This is a genomic window from Persicimonas caeni (assembly GCF_006517175.1).
GTDB lineage: Bacteria > Myxococcota_A > Bradymonadia > Bradymonadales > Bradymonadaceae > Persicimonas > Persicimonas caeni.
This window is the reverse complement of the sequence record NZ_CP041186.1, coordinates 6,946,937-6,964,919: the sequence shown is the minus strand read 5'-3', so window position 1 is coordinate 6,964,919 and position 17,983 is coordinate 6,946,937. Positions and strand designations below refer to the sequence as shown.

At 64.7% G+C, this 17,983-nt stretch carries 9 protein-coding genes and 1 pseudogene; 4 read left to right on the top strand and 6 right to left on the bottom strand.

The window, feature by feature from the left end:
* Positions 1 to 15: 15 nt before the first annotated feature.
* The 4 genes from FIV42_RS25905 (at position 16) to FIV42_RS31500 (ending at position 12,069) form a co-directional block, all read left to right on the top strand.
* Positions 16 to 1,008 (top strand): ArsA family ATPase, encoded by a 993-nt coding sequence (locus FIV42_RS25905; protein ID WP_168210957.1) that lies wholly within the window; start codon positions 16 to 18, stop codon positions 1,006 to 1,008.
* Between the two features lie 23 nt (positions 1,009 to 1,031).
* A complete protein-coding gene (locus tag FIV42_RS25900) occupies positions 1,032 to 2,231 on the top strand; it encodes an ArsA family ATPase (RefSeq protein WP_141200495.1) in 1,200 nt (399 codons plus the stop codon).
* 120 nt (positions 2,232 to 2,351) lie between these two features.
* Positions 2,352 to 7,337: an Ig-like domain-containing protein gene (locus FIV42_RS31505; protein ID WP_141200494.1), complete on the top strand. Its 4,986-nt coding sequence runs from the start codon at positions 2,352 to 2,354 to the stop codon at positions 7,335 to 7,337.
* A 283-nt stretch (positions 7,338 to 7,620) separates the two neighbouring features.
* Positions 7,621 to 12,069, top strand: coding sequence for an Ig-like domain-containing protein (locus FIV42_RS31500; RefSeq protein WP_141200493.1), 4,449 nt, complete (start codon positions 7,621 to 7,623; stop codon positions 12,067 to 12,069).
* 350 nt (positions 12,070 to 12,419) lie between these two features.
* Here FIV42_RS31500 and FIV42_RS25885 read toward each other — a convergent pair whose 3' ends face one another.
* From FIV42_RS25885 to istA, 6 genes and pseudogenes are all read right to left on the bottom strand, one after another.
* The gene (locus FIV42_RS25885; RefSeq protein WP_168210955.1) at positions 12,420 to 12,716 is read right to left on the bottom strand and encodes a group II intron maturase-specific domain-containing protein; all 297 of its coding nucleotides are present in this window, start codon (positions 12,714 to 12,716) and stop codon (positions 12,420 to 12,422) included.
* A gap of 13 nt (positions 12,717 to 12,729) precedes the next feature.
* Positions 12,730 to 13,395 (bottom strand): annotated as a pseudogene (locus FIV42_RS25880) (reverse transcriptase domain-containing protein); the annotation flags it as partial.
* Positions 13,396 to 13,444: 49 nt separating this feature from the next.
* On the bottom strand, positions 13,445 to 14,440 hold the full coding sequence (locus FIV42_RS25875; protein WP_141196617.1) for an IS3 family transposase: 996 nt from the start codon (positions 14,438 to 14,440) through the stop codon (positions 13,445 to 13,447).
* The gene (locus FIV42_RS25870) at positions 14,437 to 14,967 is read right to left on the bottom strand and encodes a transposase (RefSeq protein ID WP_141196618.1); all 531 of its coding nucleotides are present in this window, start codon (positions 14,965 to 14,967) and stop codon (positions 14,437 to 14,439) included. The genes FIV42_RS25875 and FIV42_RS25870 overlap by 4 nt, the downstream gene beginning before the upstream one ends.
* Positions 14,968 to 15,304: 337 nt before the next feature.
* Positions 15,305 to 16,057: an IS21-like element helper ATPase IstB gene (gene istB, locus FIV42_RS25865; RefSeq protein ID WP_141195814.1), complete on the bottom strand. Its 753-nt coding sequence runs from the start codon at positions 16,055 to 16,057 to the stop codon at positions 15,305 to 15,307.
* Entirely contained in the window at positions 16,044 to 17,615 is a 1,572-nt protein-coding gene (gene istA / locus FIV42_RS25860; protein WP_168210300.1) for an IS21 family transposase, read from the bottom strand. Before istA ends, istB begins: the two co-directional genes overlap by 14 nt.
* Between the last annotated feature and the right edge of the window lie 368 nt (positions 17,616 to 17,983).

Sequence of the window (17,983 nt, the reverse complement as noted above, 5' to 3'; positions counted from 1 at the left end):
GCTATCAGGTCACCGATGATCGAAGCACTCGGACAAAAGCGCTTAATCTACGTCACCGGCAAAGGGGGCGTGGGAAAGAGCACCATCACTGCCGCGCTGGGCCGGGCGTTGGCCAACCAGGGCAAACGCACGTTGATCATCGAGACGGATGCGTTCTCGGCGATGCCCGACCTGCTCGGCATTGGCAAGGAGGTCACCGGTCCCGACCCGGCCGGCGAGAACCTGTGGGCCGAGAACTTGGAGGCCAGCGAGTGCTTCGTGCGCACGCTGACACGTTTTGTACCCAGTGAGCGCATCTCGCGAGCGGTCGTGCAAAACAAAGTCGCCCGCGTCTTCTTCAACGCCGCCCCCTCGGTCAACGAGTTCGTCATCCTCGACCAGATCTTCGAGGAGGCCGAACGAAAGGAAGGCGGCGAGTTTGTCTACGACCACGTCATCGTCGATCTGCCGGCCAGCGGCCACGCGGTCACATTCTTGAGCGTGCCGCAGACACTGTACGGCATGATGAAAGTGGGCCCCATCGCCAAGCGCGCCCGACAGTTGGCCGATGAAATCCGCGACGAGCGGCGCACGGCCATCGTGGCAGTGTGTCTGCCCGAAGAGATGCCGGTCAACGAGACCATCGAGTTGAGCGAGAACCTGCGTGAGTCGCTCGATCGCGAGCTGACCGGTGTGATCATCAACATGGTCCACAGCCTGCCGGTCGACCCGTCACGCCGCGAGGTCTTCGAGAACGTGCTCAGCCAGCTTCGCGACGAAGGCCAGGTCGACGAGGACTCCATCCACAACGCCGACGGCCCTGCGCTGAGCAAGCTCGTCGCCGGCAACGCACTGGCGTTGGGATGGTACGACCGCGACCAGCACTACCTGGGCCTGCTCAAAGAGCGCGTCGACGCGCCCGTGACGCCGGTGCCCGTGATTTACGATGACAGCAGCGTGCGTATCGTCGACGCGCTGGCCGAGCAGTTGACGCAGCCAGACGGCGCCGAAAACGCCGCCGCTTCCTAGCATCCGATTTCGAAGGGTAAGACGTGTCTGAGACGCCCGCCACACGACAAACGGACCACGACCCGGTCTCCAGCTGCCTCGAGACCGCCCGGTTGATAGTTTGCAGCGGCCCTGGAGGCGTGGGCAAGACCACCACCGCGGCCGCCCTGGGTTTGCGCGGGGCGCTGATGGGCCGCAAGGTCATCGTGCTGACCATCGATCCGGCCAAGCGTCTGGCCAACAGCCTCGGACTCGCCGAGCTGACCAATACCCCGCAGCATATTCCGCTCGAGGAGCACCTCGACGAGCTGCCAGACCCGGGTGAAGGCGAGTTGTGGGCGATGATGCTCGACCAAGAGCAGACGCTGGCCGAGCTCGTCGCTCGCCACGCCCCCGACACCGGGGCGCTCGAGCGTGCCAAGGAAAACAACATCTACAAGCTGCTGTCGACCGCCTTGGCAGGCATGCAGGAGTACATGGCGCTCGAAAAGCTGCACGACCTTTATACCGGCGGCTATTTCGACCTCGTCGTGCTCGACACTCCGCCGACGAAGAACGCGCTCGATTTCCTCGAGACGCCCAAGCGCGCCTCGCGCTTCTTCGACGAGCGCATCATCAAGTGGTTCCTGCCCGACAAGTCGAAGTCGGGCGGCTTCTTCAGCCGCGTGTTCAACGCCGGTTCGGTTGTTCAGGGGCTCCTGTCCAAGATCTTCGGCGAGAACTTCATCACCGACCTGGTCGAGTTCTTCGACACCTTCCAGTACTTGATCGACGTGCTCAAAGAACGCGGCGACATGATCGAGTTCATCTTGCGCGACCCGGCCACCTACTTTCTCATCATCACCAGCGCCGACCCTCGGCGCATCAAAGAGGCGCTCTACTTCCACGAGAAGCTGGCCAAGCTCGACCAGAAGGCGCAGGCCTTCATCATCAACCGCGTCACCCCCGAGTTCCAGCAGGTCGACGTCGAGCGCGTCCAAGACGCCGAGATCGACCAACTCTTGCGCGAGCATGGCCTCGAGGACGCCGACGAGGTCGCCCGCATGCGCGACGAGCTCGAAGCCCACTACCGCTCGTTGGCCAAGCTCGCCGTCAAAGACCGCACCTCCATCGAGACTTTGGGAGAGAAGGTCGGCCGGCACGTGCTCCAGTCCATCCCCCTGCTCGGCGAAGACGTCCACACGCTGGGAGCACTGCTCAAGCTGAGCAATTGGCTCACGCCGTCGCGGCCTGTAACGGCTTGAAGTGAGCCTTCCTAGCCCCACGCGCGTAAATTTTTTACAAAAAACGATTGTAGTACGCCTGAGCTTGCACTAGGCTCCTCAGCATCGACCCGAAAAATTTTCGATGTGAGGTAGCTCGCGATGAACGCGTTACGCATTCAGCAATCCCTAATTGGCGTATTCTTAGCACTTTTTATCACTCTTACTGCGTCGACGGCTCACGCCCAGCAGGGCAACCGCGTGCTCGTCTACGACGGCGAAGGCGGCATCGGCAGCTCCGTAACTCGACTGCAGAACGCGATGACGGCGGCCGGCGCGGCCGGCGTCGATCGTTCGACGACCCTGAGCAACTTGGCCAACTATCGGATCATCGTCCTGTACGCGAACACGTCGCTTTCGGCGTCGAGCCGCAACACGCTGGCTAACTTTTACAACGCCGGCGGCTGGATCATCGGCGTGGTCGAGGCCGGCAGCTACTCGCCCAGCGCAATCCCCGTATTTAACGCGCTGACCAGCCAACTGGGCATGGGTAATCTGTTCGCCGGCGGCGATTACGATTCCGGATGCGGAACCGGCAGCCGCGTCGTCCTCCATCCGCTCACCGCAGGCGTGAGTACCTATCGCATGGGGTGGGGCAGTCGCATCAGCAACGCCACTCCCCTGCTCCGCATGCCGAGCAGTAATGATACGCTCGTGGGCATCAACGGCCGGTTTATCGCGATTGGCGACACGAACTTCGTGGGAAGCCCGAGTTGCTTCGACGGGTCGGCCGACAACGCCACTTTTTTCGGCAATATCTGGAGCGCGGCGACCATCGACGCGACCATTACCGGCCCGTCGAACGTCGATGAAGGCAGCAGCGCGAGCTACTCGGCCAACTGCACCGGCAGCTGCTCGAGCATCGACTGGGACCTCGATTGCACCTCCGGGTTCACCTACGACGACGCCACCGGCGGCTCGGCCACCTTCGACGCAGCCACGCTCGACGGCCCGTCCACCTGTGAGCTGGGCGTGCGCGCCTGCGGGAGCAGCGGCTACTGCGTGACCGACTCGATGACGGTCACCGTCGACAACGTCGGCCCGACGTTCACCTCCACGCCGACCATGTCGGCCACCGCCGGCCAGCCCTACAGCTACGTTATGAGCGCCACCGACCCGGCCGGCGCGGCGGACCCGCTGACCTACTCGATCAATGTTGCGCCCGTGGGCGCTAGCGTCTCCGGCGACACGCTCACCTGGACGCCGACCTGTCGGCAGCTCACCAGCTACGGCATCACCGTCGAGGTCTCCGACGGAGACGGAGGCGCCGACGTTCAGAGCTACACGGTGATGGTCTCCGACACTGACGACGACGGCGACGGCGTTCTCAATTGCTCGGACAACTGCCCTGCCGACGCCAACGCCAGCCAGGACGACACCGACTCCGATGGCACCGGCGACGCCTGCGACACCGACGATGACGGCGACGGCGTCGACGACGCGACCGACAACTGCCCGCTGCTGGCCAACGCCGACCAGACCAACACCGACTCGGACGCCGAAGGTGACGCCTGCGACGCCGACGATGACAACGATGGCGCCCTGGACCGCGCCGACATCGCCCCGCTCGACCCGTCCTCGTGCACCGACGGCGACGGCGATAGCTGCGACGACTGCTCGGCGACTGCGAGCACCGACTTTGCGGCGGGCTCGAATATCGACCCGGCCAACGACGGCCCCGATGCCGACGGCGACGGCCTGTGCGACGCGGGCGACCCTGTGCCGGTGGCGGCCGCAGACGCCTACACCACCGACGAGGACGCCGCGCTTAGCGTGGCGGCGCCCGGCGTGCTCGACAACGACACCGACGCCGACGGCGACAACCTGACCGCCGTGCTGCAGACCGATGTCTCCAACGGCATTCTCACGCTGAACGGCGACGGGTCCTTCGACTACACGCCCGACGCCGACTTCAACGGCACCGACAGCTTCACCTACGTGGCAAACGACGTCACCTCCGACTCGAACGTGGTGACGGTGACGATCACCGTGACGGCGATCAACGACGCGCCCGAGTTCATCGCGCCCACGCCCGCCGACGGCGAGACCTTCACGGTCGTCGAAGGCGACACGCTCGACATCCAACTCGACGCCCAGGACCCCGACGCCGGCGACGTGCTGACCTACTCGGTCTCGCCGATGTCGACCAACGCCACGCTCGACTCGGCCAGCGGCGCCTATAGCTGGACGCCGACGTGGGACGAGGCAGGCACGCACACGCTGAACCTCAAGGTCGTCGACGTGGCCGGTGGCCAAGATCTGCGCGATATCACCGTCGAGGTGACCTATATCGACGAGGACTCCGATGGCCTGCCCGACACCTGGGAGACCGACAACGGACTCGACCCGACCACCGCGGACAGCGACGGCGACTCGATCGCTGACGGCGACGAAGTGGGCGACGACCTCGACAACCCGTACGACACAGACCAAGACGGCACCCTCGACGCCCTCGACACCGACTCCGACGGCGACGGGACGACCGATGCCGACGAGGCCGGTGACGCCGACCTGGCGACCGAGCCCGTCGACACCGATGGCGACGGCACGCCCGACTTCCAGGACACCGATTCCGACGGCGACGGCGTGGTCGACGCCGATGACAACTGCCGCGTCGACGCCAACGCAAGCCAGGACGACACCGACGGCGACGGCACCGGCGACGTGTGCGACGACGACACCGACGGCGACGGCCTGAGCGACGACATCGAGAACGCCAACGGCACCGACCCGACGCTCGTCGACAGTGACGGCGACAATATCGGCGACGCCGAAGAGTACGGTGACGACGTCGAAAACCCGGTCGACACCGATTCGGACGGCACCATCGACGCCCTCGACGACGACTCCGACGACGACGGCGTGACCGACGCCGACGAAGCCGGCGACGACGACCTCGACACCGACGCCATCGACACCAACGGCGACGGCGTACCCGACTATCAAGACCCCGACTCGGACGACGACACCATTGAAGACGGCCAAGACAACTGCCGTCTGGTGAACAACCCCGAGCAGATCGACTCCGACGGTGACGGCACCGGCGACGCCTGCGTCGACGACAACGACGGCGACACCGTGCTCGACGACGACGACAACTGCCCGGTAGTCGCCAACCCCGAGCAGACGGACACCGACGGTGACGGCGAAGGCGACGCGTGCGACGCCGACGACGACAACGACGGCCTGACCGACGACGAAGAAGGCGAGCTGGGCACCGACCCGCTGCTGCCCGACACCGACGGTGACGGCTACGACGACGGCGTCGAGGTCGACGAGGAGACCGATCCGCTCAACCCCGACGACTACCCGGGCCACCGCCGCCCCGGCAACGCGATGTCGGCAGGCGCCGGCTGCGCGTGTGACTCGACCGGCGGCTCGACCCCCGACGCGAGTATCATTCTGCTGATGCTCCTGGCCGCAGGCGCCCTGTGGCGCCGACGCCGCCCGCAGGCCAAGGCGTCGGCCGGTCTCGTGGCGGTCGCCCTGCTCGTCTGCATTCCGAGCGCTGCGCAGGCGCAGGACAGCTACAACCTGCTCAAGTTCCAGCCCACCGGCCTCGACACCGGTTCGATCACCGTCGAGGGCTCCGACCCCATCGGCCAGTACGAGTATCGGTTCGGCCTGACCTACAGCTACGCCGACTCTCCGGTGCAACTCGTCGACCGCGACGACCCCACCAAGGAACTCGCGCCGGTCATCAACAGCAGCCAAATCATGCAGCTGCGTGCGACCGTCGGGCTTATCGACAGCCTGTCCGCCACGTTGGTCGCTCCGATGTTGCTCACCCAGGACGTCGACGCCAACTTCAGCTCCATCGGCACCAGCGGACTGGGAGACGTCGGCCTGCAGGTCAAATACAGTTTCATGCGCCGCGGCGAGGACCCGTTGGGCCTGGCTGCGCAAGCGCTGGCTTATTTTCCGACCGGTAGCGACGAAGCCCTCGCGAGCCGCAGCGGACTCGCCGGAGGCCTCAACCTCATCGCCGACCGCAGCTTCGGCCCTGTCCTCGCCCTCTTCAACGTGGGTTACCAGCACGGACCGGCGCAGACCTTCGAGGGCAGCGAGCAGGAGAACCTGATCAGCTTTGGCCTCGGCACGCGCACCGAAATCATGGGCGACACCCTGCAAGGACTCGTCGAGTACGCCGGCCACTACGGCCTGGCGAGCTCGCAGTCGAGCCAGCAATTCAACCTGGGCCTGGCTAGCCGCTTCGGCCCAATGGTCGCGACCGTCGGTGGCGGCCCCGGCCTCGGTCGTGAGGCGGGAACGCCCGCCTGGCGCGCGTTCCTCGACGTGGCCTACGCCCCCGCCGAAGAGCCGGTCGAGACGGTCGAGAAGACCGAGCCCGTCGAAGAGACCGAGCCGCCCCACCCCTGCCCCGACGCCCCCGAGGATTACGCCGGCCCGGTCGACGCCGACGGCTGCCCGCTGCCCGACACAGACGCCGACGGCATCGCCGACCGCGACGACAAATGCGTCGATGACGCCGAGGACAAAGACGGCTTCGAAGACAGCGACGGCTGCCCCGACGACAACGACGGTGACGGCCTCGCCGACAACGACGACCAGTGCCCGGCTAAAGCCGAGGACAAAGATGGCTTCGAGGACGACGACGGTTGCCCCGACGAGGACAACGACGGCGACAAGATCGCCGACCTCAACGACAACTGCCCCGACAAGCCCGAGACGATGAACAGCTTCCAGGACGACGACGGCTGCCCCGACGAGTTCAAGAAGGACTCCATCGTCATCGTGCACACCATTCGCTTCGAGACCGGCTCCGACAAGCTCTTGCCGGCCTCGGACAAGGTGCTCGACGAGATCATCGGCGTCCTGCAGGAGAACCCGAACTTGAGCCTGATGGTCGAAGGCCACGCCGACGACCGCGGCGACGACGAGGACAACCTCGAGCTGAGCCGCAAGCGCGCCCGCTCGGTGGTGCGTTACTTGGTGCGAAACGGCAACATCGCCAAGAAGCGCCTCGAGTACAAAGGCTTCGGTGAGTCCAAGCCGATGGTCGAAGGCACCTCCGACGAGGCGCGCGCCAAAAACCGCCGCGTCGAGTTCCGCGTGCTCGAGGACTGATGACCCTTCGCCATCCTCCCTACTTGGCGAGCCGGCACCTCCTGCCGGCTCGCCAAAAAATCCACAGAATTCACTTGCACAATCTTTGCACAAACGTTTGCACAGAAAAGACGTTTGTCGGGACAGCCGGGGCAAAATAGTCTCATCCTGATGGTATGCCTTCACCTCGAGGCAGTTTGGGATGAGATCACTATACGGACGGTTGGCACTGGCTGGCGTGTTGTTCGTCAGCGTATTGCTCCTTGGGCCGCTCAGTGCGAGTGCGCAGCAAGGTGACCGTGTATTGATCTATGACGGTGAAGGTGGGCTGCAGACTCCGCTGACCCGGTTTTCGAACACGATGACGGCGGCGGGAGCAGCCGGCGTGGACCGCTCCACCACCCTGGGCGACCTGTCGAGCTATCGAATCCTGGTCTTGCTGCTCAACCAGAACCTCTCGGCGACGAGCCGCGCCAAGATCACCGCGTTCTACGAAGCCGGCGGCTGGGTCATCGGAGCCGTCGACGCCGAGAATTTCTCGCCGAGCGCCATCACCGCCTACAACGCGCTGACCCAAGACCTCGGCCTGGGCATCGTCTACGCCGGCGGCACCTTCGCGCCGGGTTGCCAGAGCGCGACCCACGTCGAGCCCCACCCGCTGACCGCAGGCGTCAGCTCCTACCGAACCGGATGGGCCAGCGCGCTCTCCAACATCACCCCGCTCATGCGCATCCCGTCGGGCGGCGACGCCTTCGTGGGCGTCTCCGAGCGCTACGTGGCCATCGCCGACACGAACTTCTTGTCGGACGGGAGCTGCCACGACGGCACGGCCGACAACGACACCTTCTTCGAGAACCTGTGGGACGTCGCTCAACTCGAAGTCGTCCTCACGGGGCCCTCGAGCGTCCCCGAAGCCGGCAGCCAGACCTATTCTGCAAGCTGCACGAGCGGCTGCGGCCAGATCAGCTGGGATCTCGACTGCGCCGCGGGATTCACCTATGACGAGGCGACCGGCAACACCGCCGTCTTCGACGCCTCGGCCATCGACGGCGCGGCGAGCTGCGTCATCGGCGTGCGCACCTGCTGGAGCAACGGCTTTTGCCTGAGCGACTCCCACACAGTCGACGTGCGCAATGTGGCCCCGAGCTTCACCTCGACGCCGCCGACCTCGGCGACGGTGGGACAAGCCTATACCTACACCATGAGCGCGACCGACCGCGCCGGCGCTGCCGACCCGCTGACCTTTGCCGTGTCGAGCGCGCCCACCGGGCTCACCCTCACCGGAACCACGCTGCAATGGACGCCGGCCTGCGACCACGTCGGCCCCCAGAACGTCGCGGTGACCGTCGCCGATGACGAAGGCGGGAGCACGGACCAGAACTTCCAGGTGGGCGTCTCGGACGTCGACACCGACGCCGACTCGGTCGGCGACTGTGTCGACAACTGCCCGAGCACGCCCAACCCCACGCAAGCCGACGCCGATGCCGACGGTATCGGCAATGCCTGCGAGGGTGACGATGACAACGACGGCGTCGCCGACGGCGCAGACAACTGCCCGCTCGTCGCCAACCCCGCCCAAGTCGACACCGATTCGGACGGCGCAGGCGATGCGTGCGACGCCGATGACGACAACGACGGCGTCGCCGACGCCGGCGACTCGGCCCCACGCGACCCCACACGTTGCACAGATCGCGACGGCGACACCTGCGACGACTGCTCGCAGGGCGTCGACGGCTTTGGCCCTCGCCCCGACAATCAGCCCGCTAATGACGGCCCCGACTCAGACGCCGACGGCGTCTGCGATGCCGGCGAGCGCGCCCCCGTCGCCGCCGATGACGCGTACACTACCGATGAAGACGTGGCCCTGTCTGTCTCCGCGCCGGGCGTCCTCGCAAACGACACCGACGCCAACGGCGACGCGCTCAGCGCCACGCTGCAGGCCGACGTCTCCTTCGGCACCCTGACCCTCGCCGCCGACGGCTCGTTCACGTACGCGCCCAATCCCGGCTTCTACGGCGTCGATACGTTCACCTACCGGGCAACCGACGGCGACGCGGACTCGAACGTGGCGACGGTGACGATCACGGTGACCGAGGTCAACCACGCCCCCACCTTCGTCGCCCCCACGCCCACCGACGGACAGGTATATCGCCTCGTCGAAGGCGACGTGCTCGCCATGCAGCTCACCGCCCGAGACATCGACTCCGGCGACACGTTGTCCTACGCGGTCACGCCCCTGCCCGCCGGCGCGGCGTTCGATCCCAGCACCGGCGCCTTTGGCTGGACGCTCACCTGGCGCGACGCCGGCACCCACGCGCTGGCCCTGCAGGTCACCGACGACGTCGGCGCAGGCGACACGCGCGGCGTGGTCGTCGAAGTCGACTTCATCGACGCCGACGGCGACGGCGTGCCCGACACCTGGGAGACCGACAACGGCCTCGACCCCGGCACCATCGACTCCGACGGCGACGGCATCGCCGACGGCGACGAGATCGGCGACGACCTCGACAGCCCCGACGACACCGACTCCGACGGCATCATCGACGCGGTCGACGAGGACTCCGACGACGACGGGGTGCCCGACAGCGAAGAAGCCGGCGACGACGACCCTGCGACCGCGCCGGTCGACTCGAACGAGGACGGCGTGCCCGATTACAAGGACGTCGACTCCGACGACGACTCGGTCCCCGACGGCGCGGACAACTGCCGACGCGTCTACAACCCCGGTCAAGGGGACATCGACGGAGACGGCCTGGGTGACGCGTGCGATCGAGACTCGGGAGGCGACGCCGGAGACACTGGAGACGCTGGCGATACGGGAGATGCCGGCGGCTGGCCCGATGTAGGACCCGACGCAGGACCGGACGCCGGAAACGATGCCGGGACTGATGCAGGACCTGACGCAGGCGCCGACGCCGGACCGGACGCAGGTGGCCCCGGCCCCGACGCGGGCGGCGACGCCGGTTGGACCCCGGATGGCTCGACCGACGCGGCCAACGTGCGCGATCTCGAATCGAGAGGCTCCGGCTGGTCCTGCGACTCGACCGGCGGCTCGGCCCCCGGCGCGAGCCTGTGGCTGCTCGTCCTTCTTGCAGCCGCCCTCTTCTGGCGTCGCCGGTCGACCGGCGCGCGCGCAGTCACGCTCGGCGCCGCCCTGCTCTTCGCTGCGCCCGTCTTGTGGCTGCCGAGCAGCGCACGGGCCCAGGAGGGCTATAATATTCTGACCTTCCGGCCCACCGGCCTCGACTCGGGCGGCATCGCCGTCGAGGGCTCCGACCCCATCGAGGCCTTCGAGTACCGCGTCGGCCTGACCTACAGCTACGCCAACCTGCCGGTGCAGCTGCTCGACCGCGCCTCGCCGGACGACGAGCTCATCCCGCTCGTACGCAGCAGCCAGGTCTTACACCTTCGCGCCACCGTCGGCCTGGCCGACGACCTCGCGGCGACACTCGTCGCCCCCATGCTCGCCGCCCAGGACGTCGACGCAACTCTGACGCCCGTGGGCACCAGCGGGCTTGGCGACGTGGCGCTGTTGGCCAAATACAGCCTGCTCGATCGCTACGACGACGCCGTCGGCCTGGCCGCCCTGGTCATCGTGCGCTTCCCCACCGGTGACTCACAGGCGCTCGCCTCGGCTAACGGACTCTCCGGCGGCGTGAACCTCATCGTCGACCGTCAATTCGGCCCCCTGGCCGCCATCGTCAACGTCGGCTACGGGTACACCCCCGAGCAGCGCTTCAAAGGGAGCGTGCAGCGCGACGCGGTGACCTTCGGGCTGGGCACGCGCACGGACATCTTCGACGACCACCTTCAGGCCATCGTCGAGTGGGCGGGTCACTACTCGTTGGCGAACGCCCGCACGGGCCAGCAGGTGAGCGCCGGTCTGGCGACGCGGATTGGATCGGTTCAGGCGAGCATCGGCGGTGGCCCGGGCATCGGCCTGGAGACGGGCACGCCCGACTGGCGCGCCCTGGTCGACATCGCCTACGTGGGAACGGCCAGCCGCGTCGACCGCCCCGATAGAATCGTCGAGCCGTCGAAGCTGTGCGACGTCCCGGCCAACTACGACGGCCCCCTCGACGCCGACGGCTGCCCCATCCTGGACACCGACGGCGACGGCCTGGTCGACCGCGACGACCGCTGCGTCGACCAGCCCGAAGACTTCGACGGTTTCGCCGACGACGACGGCTGCCCCGACACCGACGACGACGCCGACGAGATCGTCGACGCCGACGACGAGTGCCCGCGCGAAGCCGAAGACCGCGACGGCTTCGCCGACGAGGACGGCTGCCCCGACCCCGACAACGACGGCGACAGCATCGTCGACTACGACGACAAATGCCCCGACGAAGCCGAGACGATCAACCGCTTCCAAGACGAAGACGGCTGCCCCGACACCTTCAAAAAGGGCGCGGTGCTCACCGTCTACTCCCTACGCTTCCGCGAGGGCTCCGACCTGCTCATCCCCGGCTCCGAAAAGGTGCTCGACGAGCTCATCGGCGTGCTGAAGGAAAACCCCACGATGCGCATCCGCATCGAGGGCCACGCCGACTATATCGGCCACAAGGCCGACAACCTCGAGCTGAGCCGCAAGCGCACCCGCACGGTGGTGCGCTACCTGTGGGCCGCCGGCATCGCCAAGGACCGCGTGCCCTACGTCGGCTACGGCGAGAGCCGCCCGCTCATCGACGAGTACACCGACGAGGCGCGGGCGAAGAACCGACGTGTGGAGTTTCGGGTGTTGGAGGAGTGAGGTTCTGTCTTGGCGGGATTGGTGGGTTTTATTGGGAGCTCAACTTGGCAGCCCGCGCCCGCGACCGCGCCCCGCCGTTTAGAGCTGCAGGGCCTTCAAGAATGCAATGCGGTCTCGGACGAGCGAATTGGGTGGGTTTGAAGCAGGTGAGAGAGGCGATCTCTTTGCAGTTCAACTGCGGGGCGCGGGCGCGGGCACGGTCGCGGGTCAGAATCGACCGTTTCCGCCAATCCAAACACATTTACGGAAGACTTTCGCGCGAACTGTTCGATAGGGGTAGGGACCCCCGGTTCGCCGGGCGCCCCTCCCTCCAAACCGTACGTGCGGATTTCCCGCATACGGCTTTCCAGTCAGCGGGTTCCTTTTCGTAAGGACTCGAGTTCCAGCCGTCGGGCTTCGGCCATAAAGAAAAGCCCGTGGTTGGCAAAATAGGCGTTGGGCCATCGCACATTATCGGTGTGATTGGTGTGGCCCGAGATCTTGAAGCGCTTGCGCAGAATGGCGCGCAGTCGCCTACGGATCTTGCCGTCGAGGCTGTCAAACACGTTGAAATAACTGTGCTTGAAATATTCGTACCATCCGCGGACGGTGCGATTGATCGCCTCGATGATGGTAGCCAAGCTGTGGCCACTGGTGCGCGGGGTCAATTGCCGAATCCGGTCAAAGAAACCTCCGTTTGGCCTTCTTGCTCGGGTACTTGTTCCCGCGCTTGAAGGCGTAGCCCAGAAAGTCGAAACTTCCCTCGGACTCGTCGACGAGTTGGGTCTTCTCCGGATGTAGCGTCAGTTCGTTGGCTTGCACCCACTTTCTGACCACGTCGAGCGCCTTGTCGGCTTGCTCTTTGTCCCGGCATAGAATCACAAAATCGTCGGCGTAACGCACCATCTCACACCCTTGCTCTTCCATCAGGTGGTCGAGCGGATCGAGAAAGATATTTGCCAGGAGCGGGCTAATCACACCGCCCTGTGGCGTGCCTCTGTGGGGCTTTTGGCTTTCCCCTTGGTCGACGACCTCGCAGGTAAGAAAGGCATTGATGAGCTCGAGAATGCGTCCGTCTGAGACCTTCTCCTCCACGCGCGCCATGAGCAAATCATGGTCGATCGTGTCGAAGTACCCCTTCAGGTCGGCATCCACCACCCACCGATAACCTTGCTTGAGAAGCCCGTCGACGCGTCGCAGCGCATCTTTGGCTCCCCGTTGAGGTCGAAAGCCGTAGGAATGACGAACAAAATCTCGCTCGTAAATCGGCTCCAGCACCATCTTGAGCGCCGTCTGGACGATCCGATCCTCTACGGTCGGAATCCCCAGCGGTCGCTTCTCGGCTCGACCCGGCTTGGGTCGGTATGTGTCAAGATAGTTGTCGCGTCTGAATTATCTACGTCTCTTGTAAATTGAGCGGCGCAAGCCGCACCTCTTCGGGGCGCGTCCATCCTCGCGGCCTTCGACTCCAGCGTGCGGGATTCTTTTGGCGCGCCTGTTCATAGAGCTTTTGGCGTCTTTGTAGCAGCTCGACGTCTTCGCCCGCGTGGCGCTGCTCGGGGGTCACCCAGCCGATCCCGCTGTGATAGTGCTCGGTGTTGTACCAGCGGACAAACGCCTCGACCCACTCAGACCATTCATGCACGCCGTCGAGCGGCTTTTTGGGGTAGCCAGGCCGGTATTTGAGCGTGCGAAAGCTCGATTCGCAGTGAGGGTTGTCGTTGGAGACGCCCGGGCGGCTAAACGAAGCGGCCACCTCCAGGCGCTCCAGCGTCGCCAGAAGCGTCGAGCCCTTCATCGCAGCCCCGTTGTCGGCGTGGATGCAAAGTCCGCTCGCCTCGACCTGTTCGGCGAGGATCGTCTTTTCAATGAGGCGGCTCGACAGCTCCATCGATTCTTGGTCTTCGACGCTAAAGCCGACGATCTTGCGGCTGAACAAGTCCATGATCCAGTAAAGGTAGACAAACCGGCCGCGTACCTGGGTGGGCAAGTATGTGATATCCCACACCCAGACCTGGCCGGGGCTGGCGGCCACTAATTCGGGCTTCGGCCTGGGCTTCGGCGGCCGGCTTGGCTGGCGGTGGGTCATCATCTTCTCTTCGCGCAACACGCGGTAAAATGTCGACTCGCTGGCGACATACTCGCCCCGGTCGGCCAGGCTGCATACGATCTGCCGGGGGCTCACATCACAGAATTCACGACCTGTGGCGATGGCGACCACCTGTGCTCGCTCCTCGTCGGTGAGCGCGTGCGCACACCGACTGTGGGGTCCCTGGCGAGCGTCCTCGGCCTGCGGGTCTTTTCGCCACCGCTGTATGGTGCGCTCGCTGATGCCCAGGGTCCGACAGGCCTGGGCCTGACGCGCGCCGTGGGAGACCGCCTCTGCGATCATGTCGAGGATGACTTGTCGCTCTTGCCGATCATGGGAGCGTCCTCGTCCCCCCACAACCGGCGCGCCTTTTTTGAGAGCACCAACAAGGCGGCCGTCTCGGCCAGCGCGGCCTCCTTTCGGCGAAGCTCGCTTTCGAGTTCGCGCTTGTCCCGTTGGGCCTGGCGCAGCTTCTGGGTGGCCTCCTTCTTGGCCCTGGTGCGTCCATCAAGCCCCTCGTACATCTGCGCTCTCCAGCGTCGAAGGTCGCTTGTATGCACTCCTTCCTCGCGCAGGAAAGCGCCAAACTCCTTGCCCTCGAGCGCCTCGGCGGCCATCACAAGACGCAGCTTTTCGGCCGAAGAGCGTCTCTCGGGTGCCGACTCTGGCTTTGCCTCAGCACGCAAGGCACCATCGAGCGCCGCCTTTCTCCACCGCCAAAGCGTCGTCTTGCCCACGCCGCTCAGCTCGGCCAGGCTCTCCGGGCTGATCTTTTCGTCGAGCATCCGTCGAACAAGACGCTCTTTTAGCTCTTTAGGATATGGACTCATCTCGGATCTCCTTGTTGCCCCTTCGTTCCATGAAACTAACAATCGAAGAGGCGACAACTATCCTGACACCTGGGGTCGATTGGTCTTCCATCGCTCTTTTCCTTCCTGATTCCACTTTCCTGCATCCCTTCGCTCCACCTGCTTTCCCAGGTTTCCTCGCTACTACGAATGCTCTGACTTCTGCCGGCGTCTTTTGACCCGTCGGCAGATCTCTGTCAACGGACGGGCAAACTGATCGCGCTCAGTTCGGCCAAAGTGATCGCGATTTTCGGGCGGATGTCATGGGCGATTTCTCGTCGTTCTCCTCAAGGTGCTGGTTCGGCCAAAGTGATCGGGTTTAGGCCGTCTTGGCTCGGGCTTTCGACGGCGGGTTTCGATACGAGTGCCCGTCGAGCGTGACGACGTGGCAGTGGTGTAGCAGTCGGTCCATCGCCGAGCTGGCGAGCAGCGCGTCACCAAACATGGCGTACCACTCGTCGATGGCGCGGTTGGATGTGATCACGAGCGAGCCCTGCTCGTAGCGGCGGCGTATCAGCTCGTACAGGTCGACCGGCTCGTCCTGGGCCAGCGGACGCAGCCCAAGATCGTCGATGATCAGGAGGTCGACCGCGCACAGCTTGTACATCAGCTTGTCCCAGCTGCGGTCGGCGCGGGCTGCTCGAAGCTCGCTCAAAAGCTGATGTGCGGCGACATACCTGGTCTTGTAGCCGGCTCGACAGGCCCGGTGACCCAGCGCCTGGGCGATGTGCGACTTGCCCGTGCCGGCCGGGCCGACCAGGAGCACGTTTTCTTGGCGCTCGACAAAGCTTGTGGTGCCGAGCTCGATGATCCGCTCGCGTGGGATCTTGGGATTGAAGCTGAAATCGAAATCCTGAAGCGTTTTGTGGGCCTCGAAATCAGCCTGGCGAATCAAGCGCGTCAGCTTATTGGCATCGCGGCGCTCCACCTCGTCGTGGAGCAGTCGATAGACAAAGTCGACGTAGCCAAGCTTGTCGTCGACGGCCTGCTCGGCGCGAAGCTCCAGCGTATTGAGAAGCCCCGACAGCCGCAGGCGCTTGAGGATGGGGACCAGATCATCACGAGCGCTCATGGTAGACCTCCTCGGCCAGGGCCAGCTCCTCGAAATTTCGGGCAAAACGCGGGTGGGCGAGCTTGCCGTGCACGTAGACGGCCTGCGGGATGGCAGGCTCTAAGTCGATGCCCTCCACCAGAATCCGCTTGATGCCTTGATAGGTGTAGTTTCCGAAAGCGCGAGCCCTTCGGCAGGCGCCCTCGGCACGCTCGACGGGGAACTGCTCGAGGTACGACACGATCGCCTGGACTGCGCGCAGCTGATTGAAGACATCGTCGGCCCCGAAGACCTCCTCGACATATTCGCCGACGATCGGGCTCATCCGGTCAGCCTTGTCCTGCCACCACTGACGGCTTCGGTGGCGCAGATCGCGCCGCCCCTCAGGAAGGTGTGCCTCATGGGTGCTCTTTCTGGGACCGCTTCGCTTGTGCGAGGTGCACAGCTCGTCGTCATAGAAGATATCGACGCTTGCGCCTCGAGCTCGGATCCAGACGGTCTGGCCGATGAGCCGAAACGGCACCGAGTAGAGCCGGCGCTCGAATTCGACGTGGCTGTCGCGGTGGACCTTGGCCTTCTTCCAGACCACCGGCACAAAGGGCGTCGGCGGCAGTGCTTTAAGTGCTTCTGCCTCCTCAGCGTCGAAGTGCTCGCGGGGCACCCTGTGAGTGGTGCCGTGGACTCGCCGATTGGCAATCTGGTCGAGCCACAGGCTCAATTGCTCCTTGGCCTCGTCGAGCTTCTCGAGGGCGCGCGGCGCAAAGAAGTTTGATTTGACGTACTTGACCGCCGACTCGACTTTGCCCTTCTTTTCAGGGGCATACGGCGGGGTCGGGTCAATCATAAAGCCGTAGTGGCGAGCAAGCTCACGGTAGCTTCGGTTGAGCTCCGGTTTGTCCTTGAGCCCGAAATAGCAGCGCACAACCGCCGCTTTGAGATTGTCCGGCACCACCGTCTCGGGCACGCCGCCGAAGTACTCGAAGGCGTCGACGTGCAGGCGAAGCCAGGTGTCGACCTTTTGGTCGAAAACCAGGTCGACGTACATCAGACGGCTGAAGCCCAGGACCATCACGAAGGCATAAGCCTTTCTGACTTTGCCGCTCATCGGGTCGAAGAGTCGGCCGACATAGCCAAAGTCGACCTGGGCAATCTCTCCTGGCGCGGTCTCGACGCGAATGACCACATCTTGCGGACGTGGGCCTCTGTCGGCTTTGATGCGGGCGCACATGCGCTTGACGGCGGACAGGCTGCCGTCGAAATCGGCGTGCTCGAGCCGAAGCCTGTCCCAGATGGCTCGGGGTGAGCGCGTGCGCTCGTACATCTCTTCAATCTGTGCGCGCCACGGCTCGACCGTGGAGGTCTCCTGGGGCGGCGTGCTCGTCGGAAGGAGCTCTGCGACCGCCTGCTTGAGCTCGTCCAGTGGGATGATCTCGGAAGGCTCGCCTTTGAGCAATCCAGCCTCATCGAGCGCGTGGCGGTATTTGCGCTCGGTATTGGGACTCATCTTTAGAAGGCGGGCAATCTCGCGGCAGCCAACGCCCTCACGGTGCATCCGCACCAGGTCTTGTAATCGATGCATGTCGATCCTCTCATTGCTCATCGGGTCCTCCAGAGCAGGGGCTAAAGCCATCTGCTCTGCATTCTCCCAGTCTGAGCGTTTCAGGTCATCGACATCCGCCCGATTTTGCGATCACTTTGGCCGAACCAGGGCCGATCACTTTGGCCGAACCAGCCGTGGTCACTTTGGGCGAACCAGCTACGATCACTTACCCCGGTCTGTGACAGATCTCCTGGATTCATCTAGACAGCCACTAAGAACCATTCTGTCTCCAACCACCATGCACTCCCATCGCGTCACCGTGTGTTCCTTGGTGCGCGTGGCTTCCTTCGAGCGTACGCTCCTGTTTCGTTCCCTCGAACCGAGCCGTGTCTGTTCGGGGCCGTGGG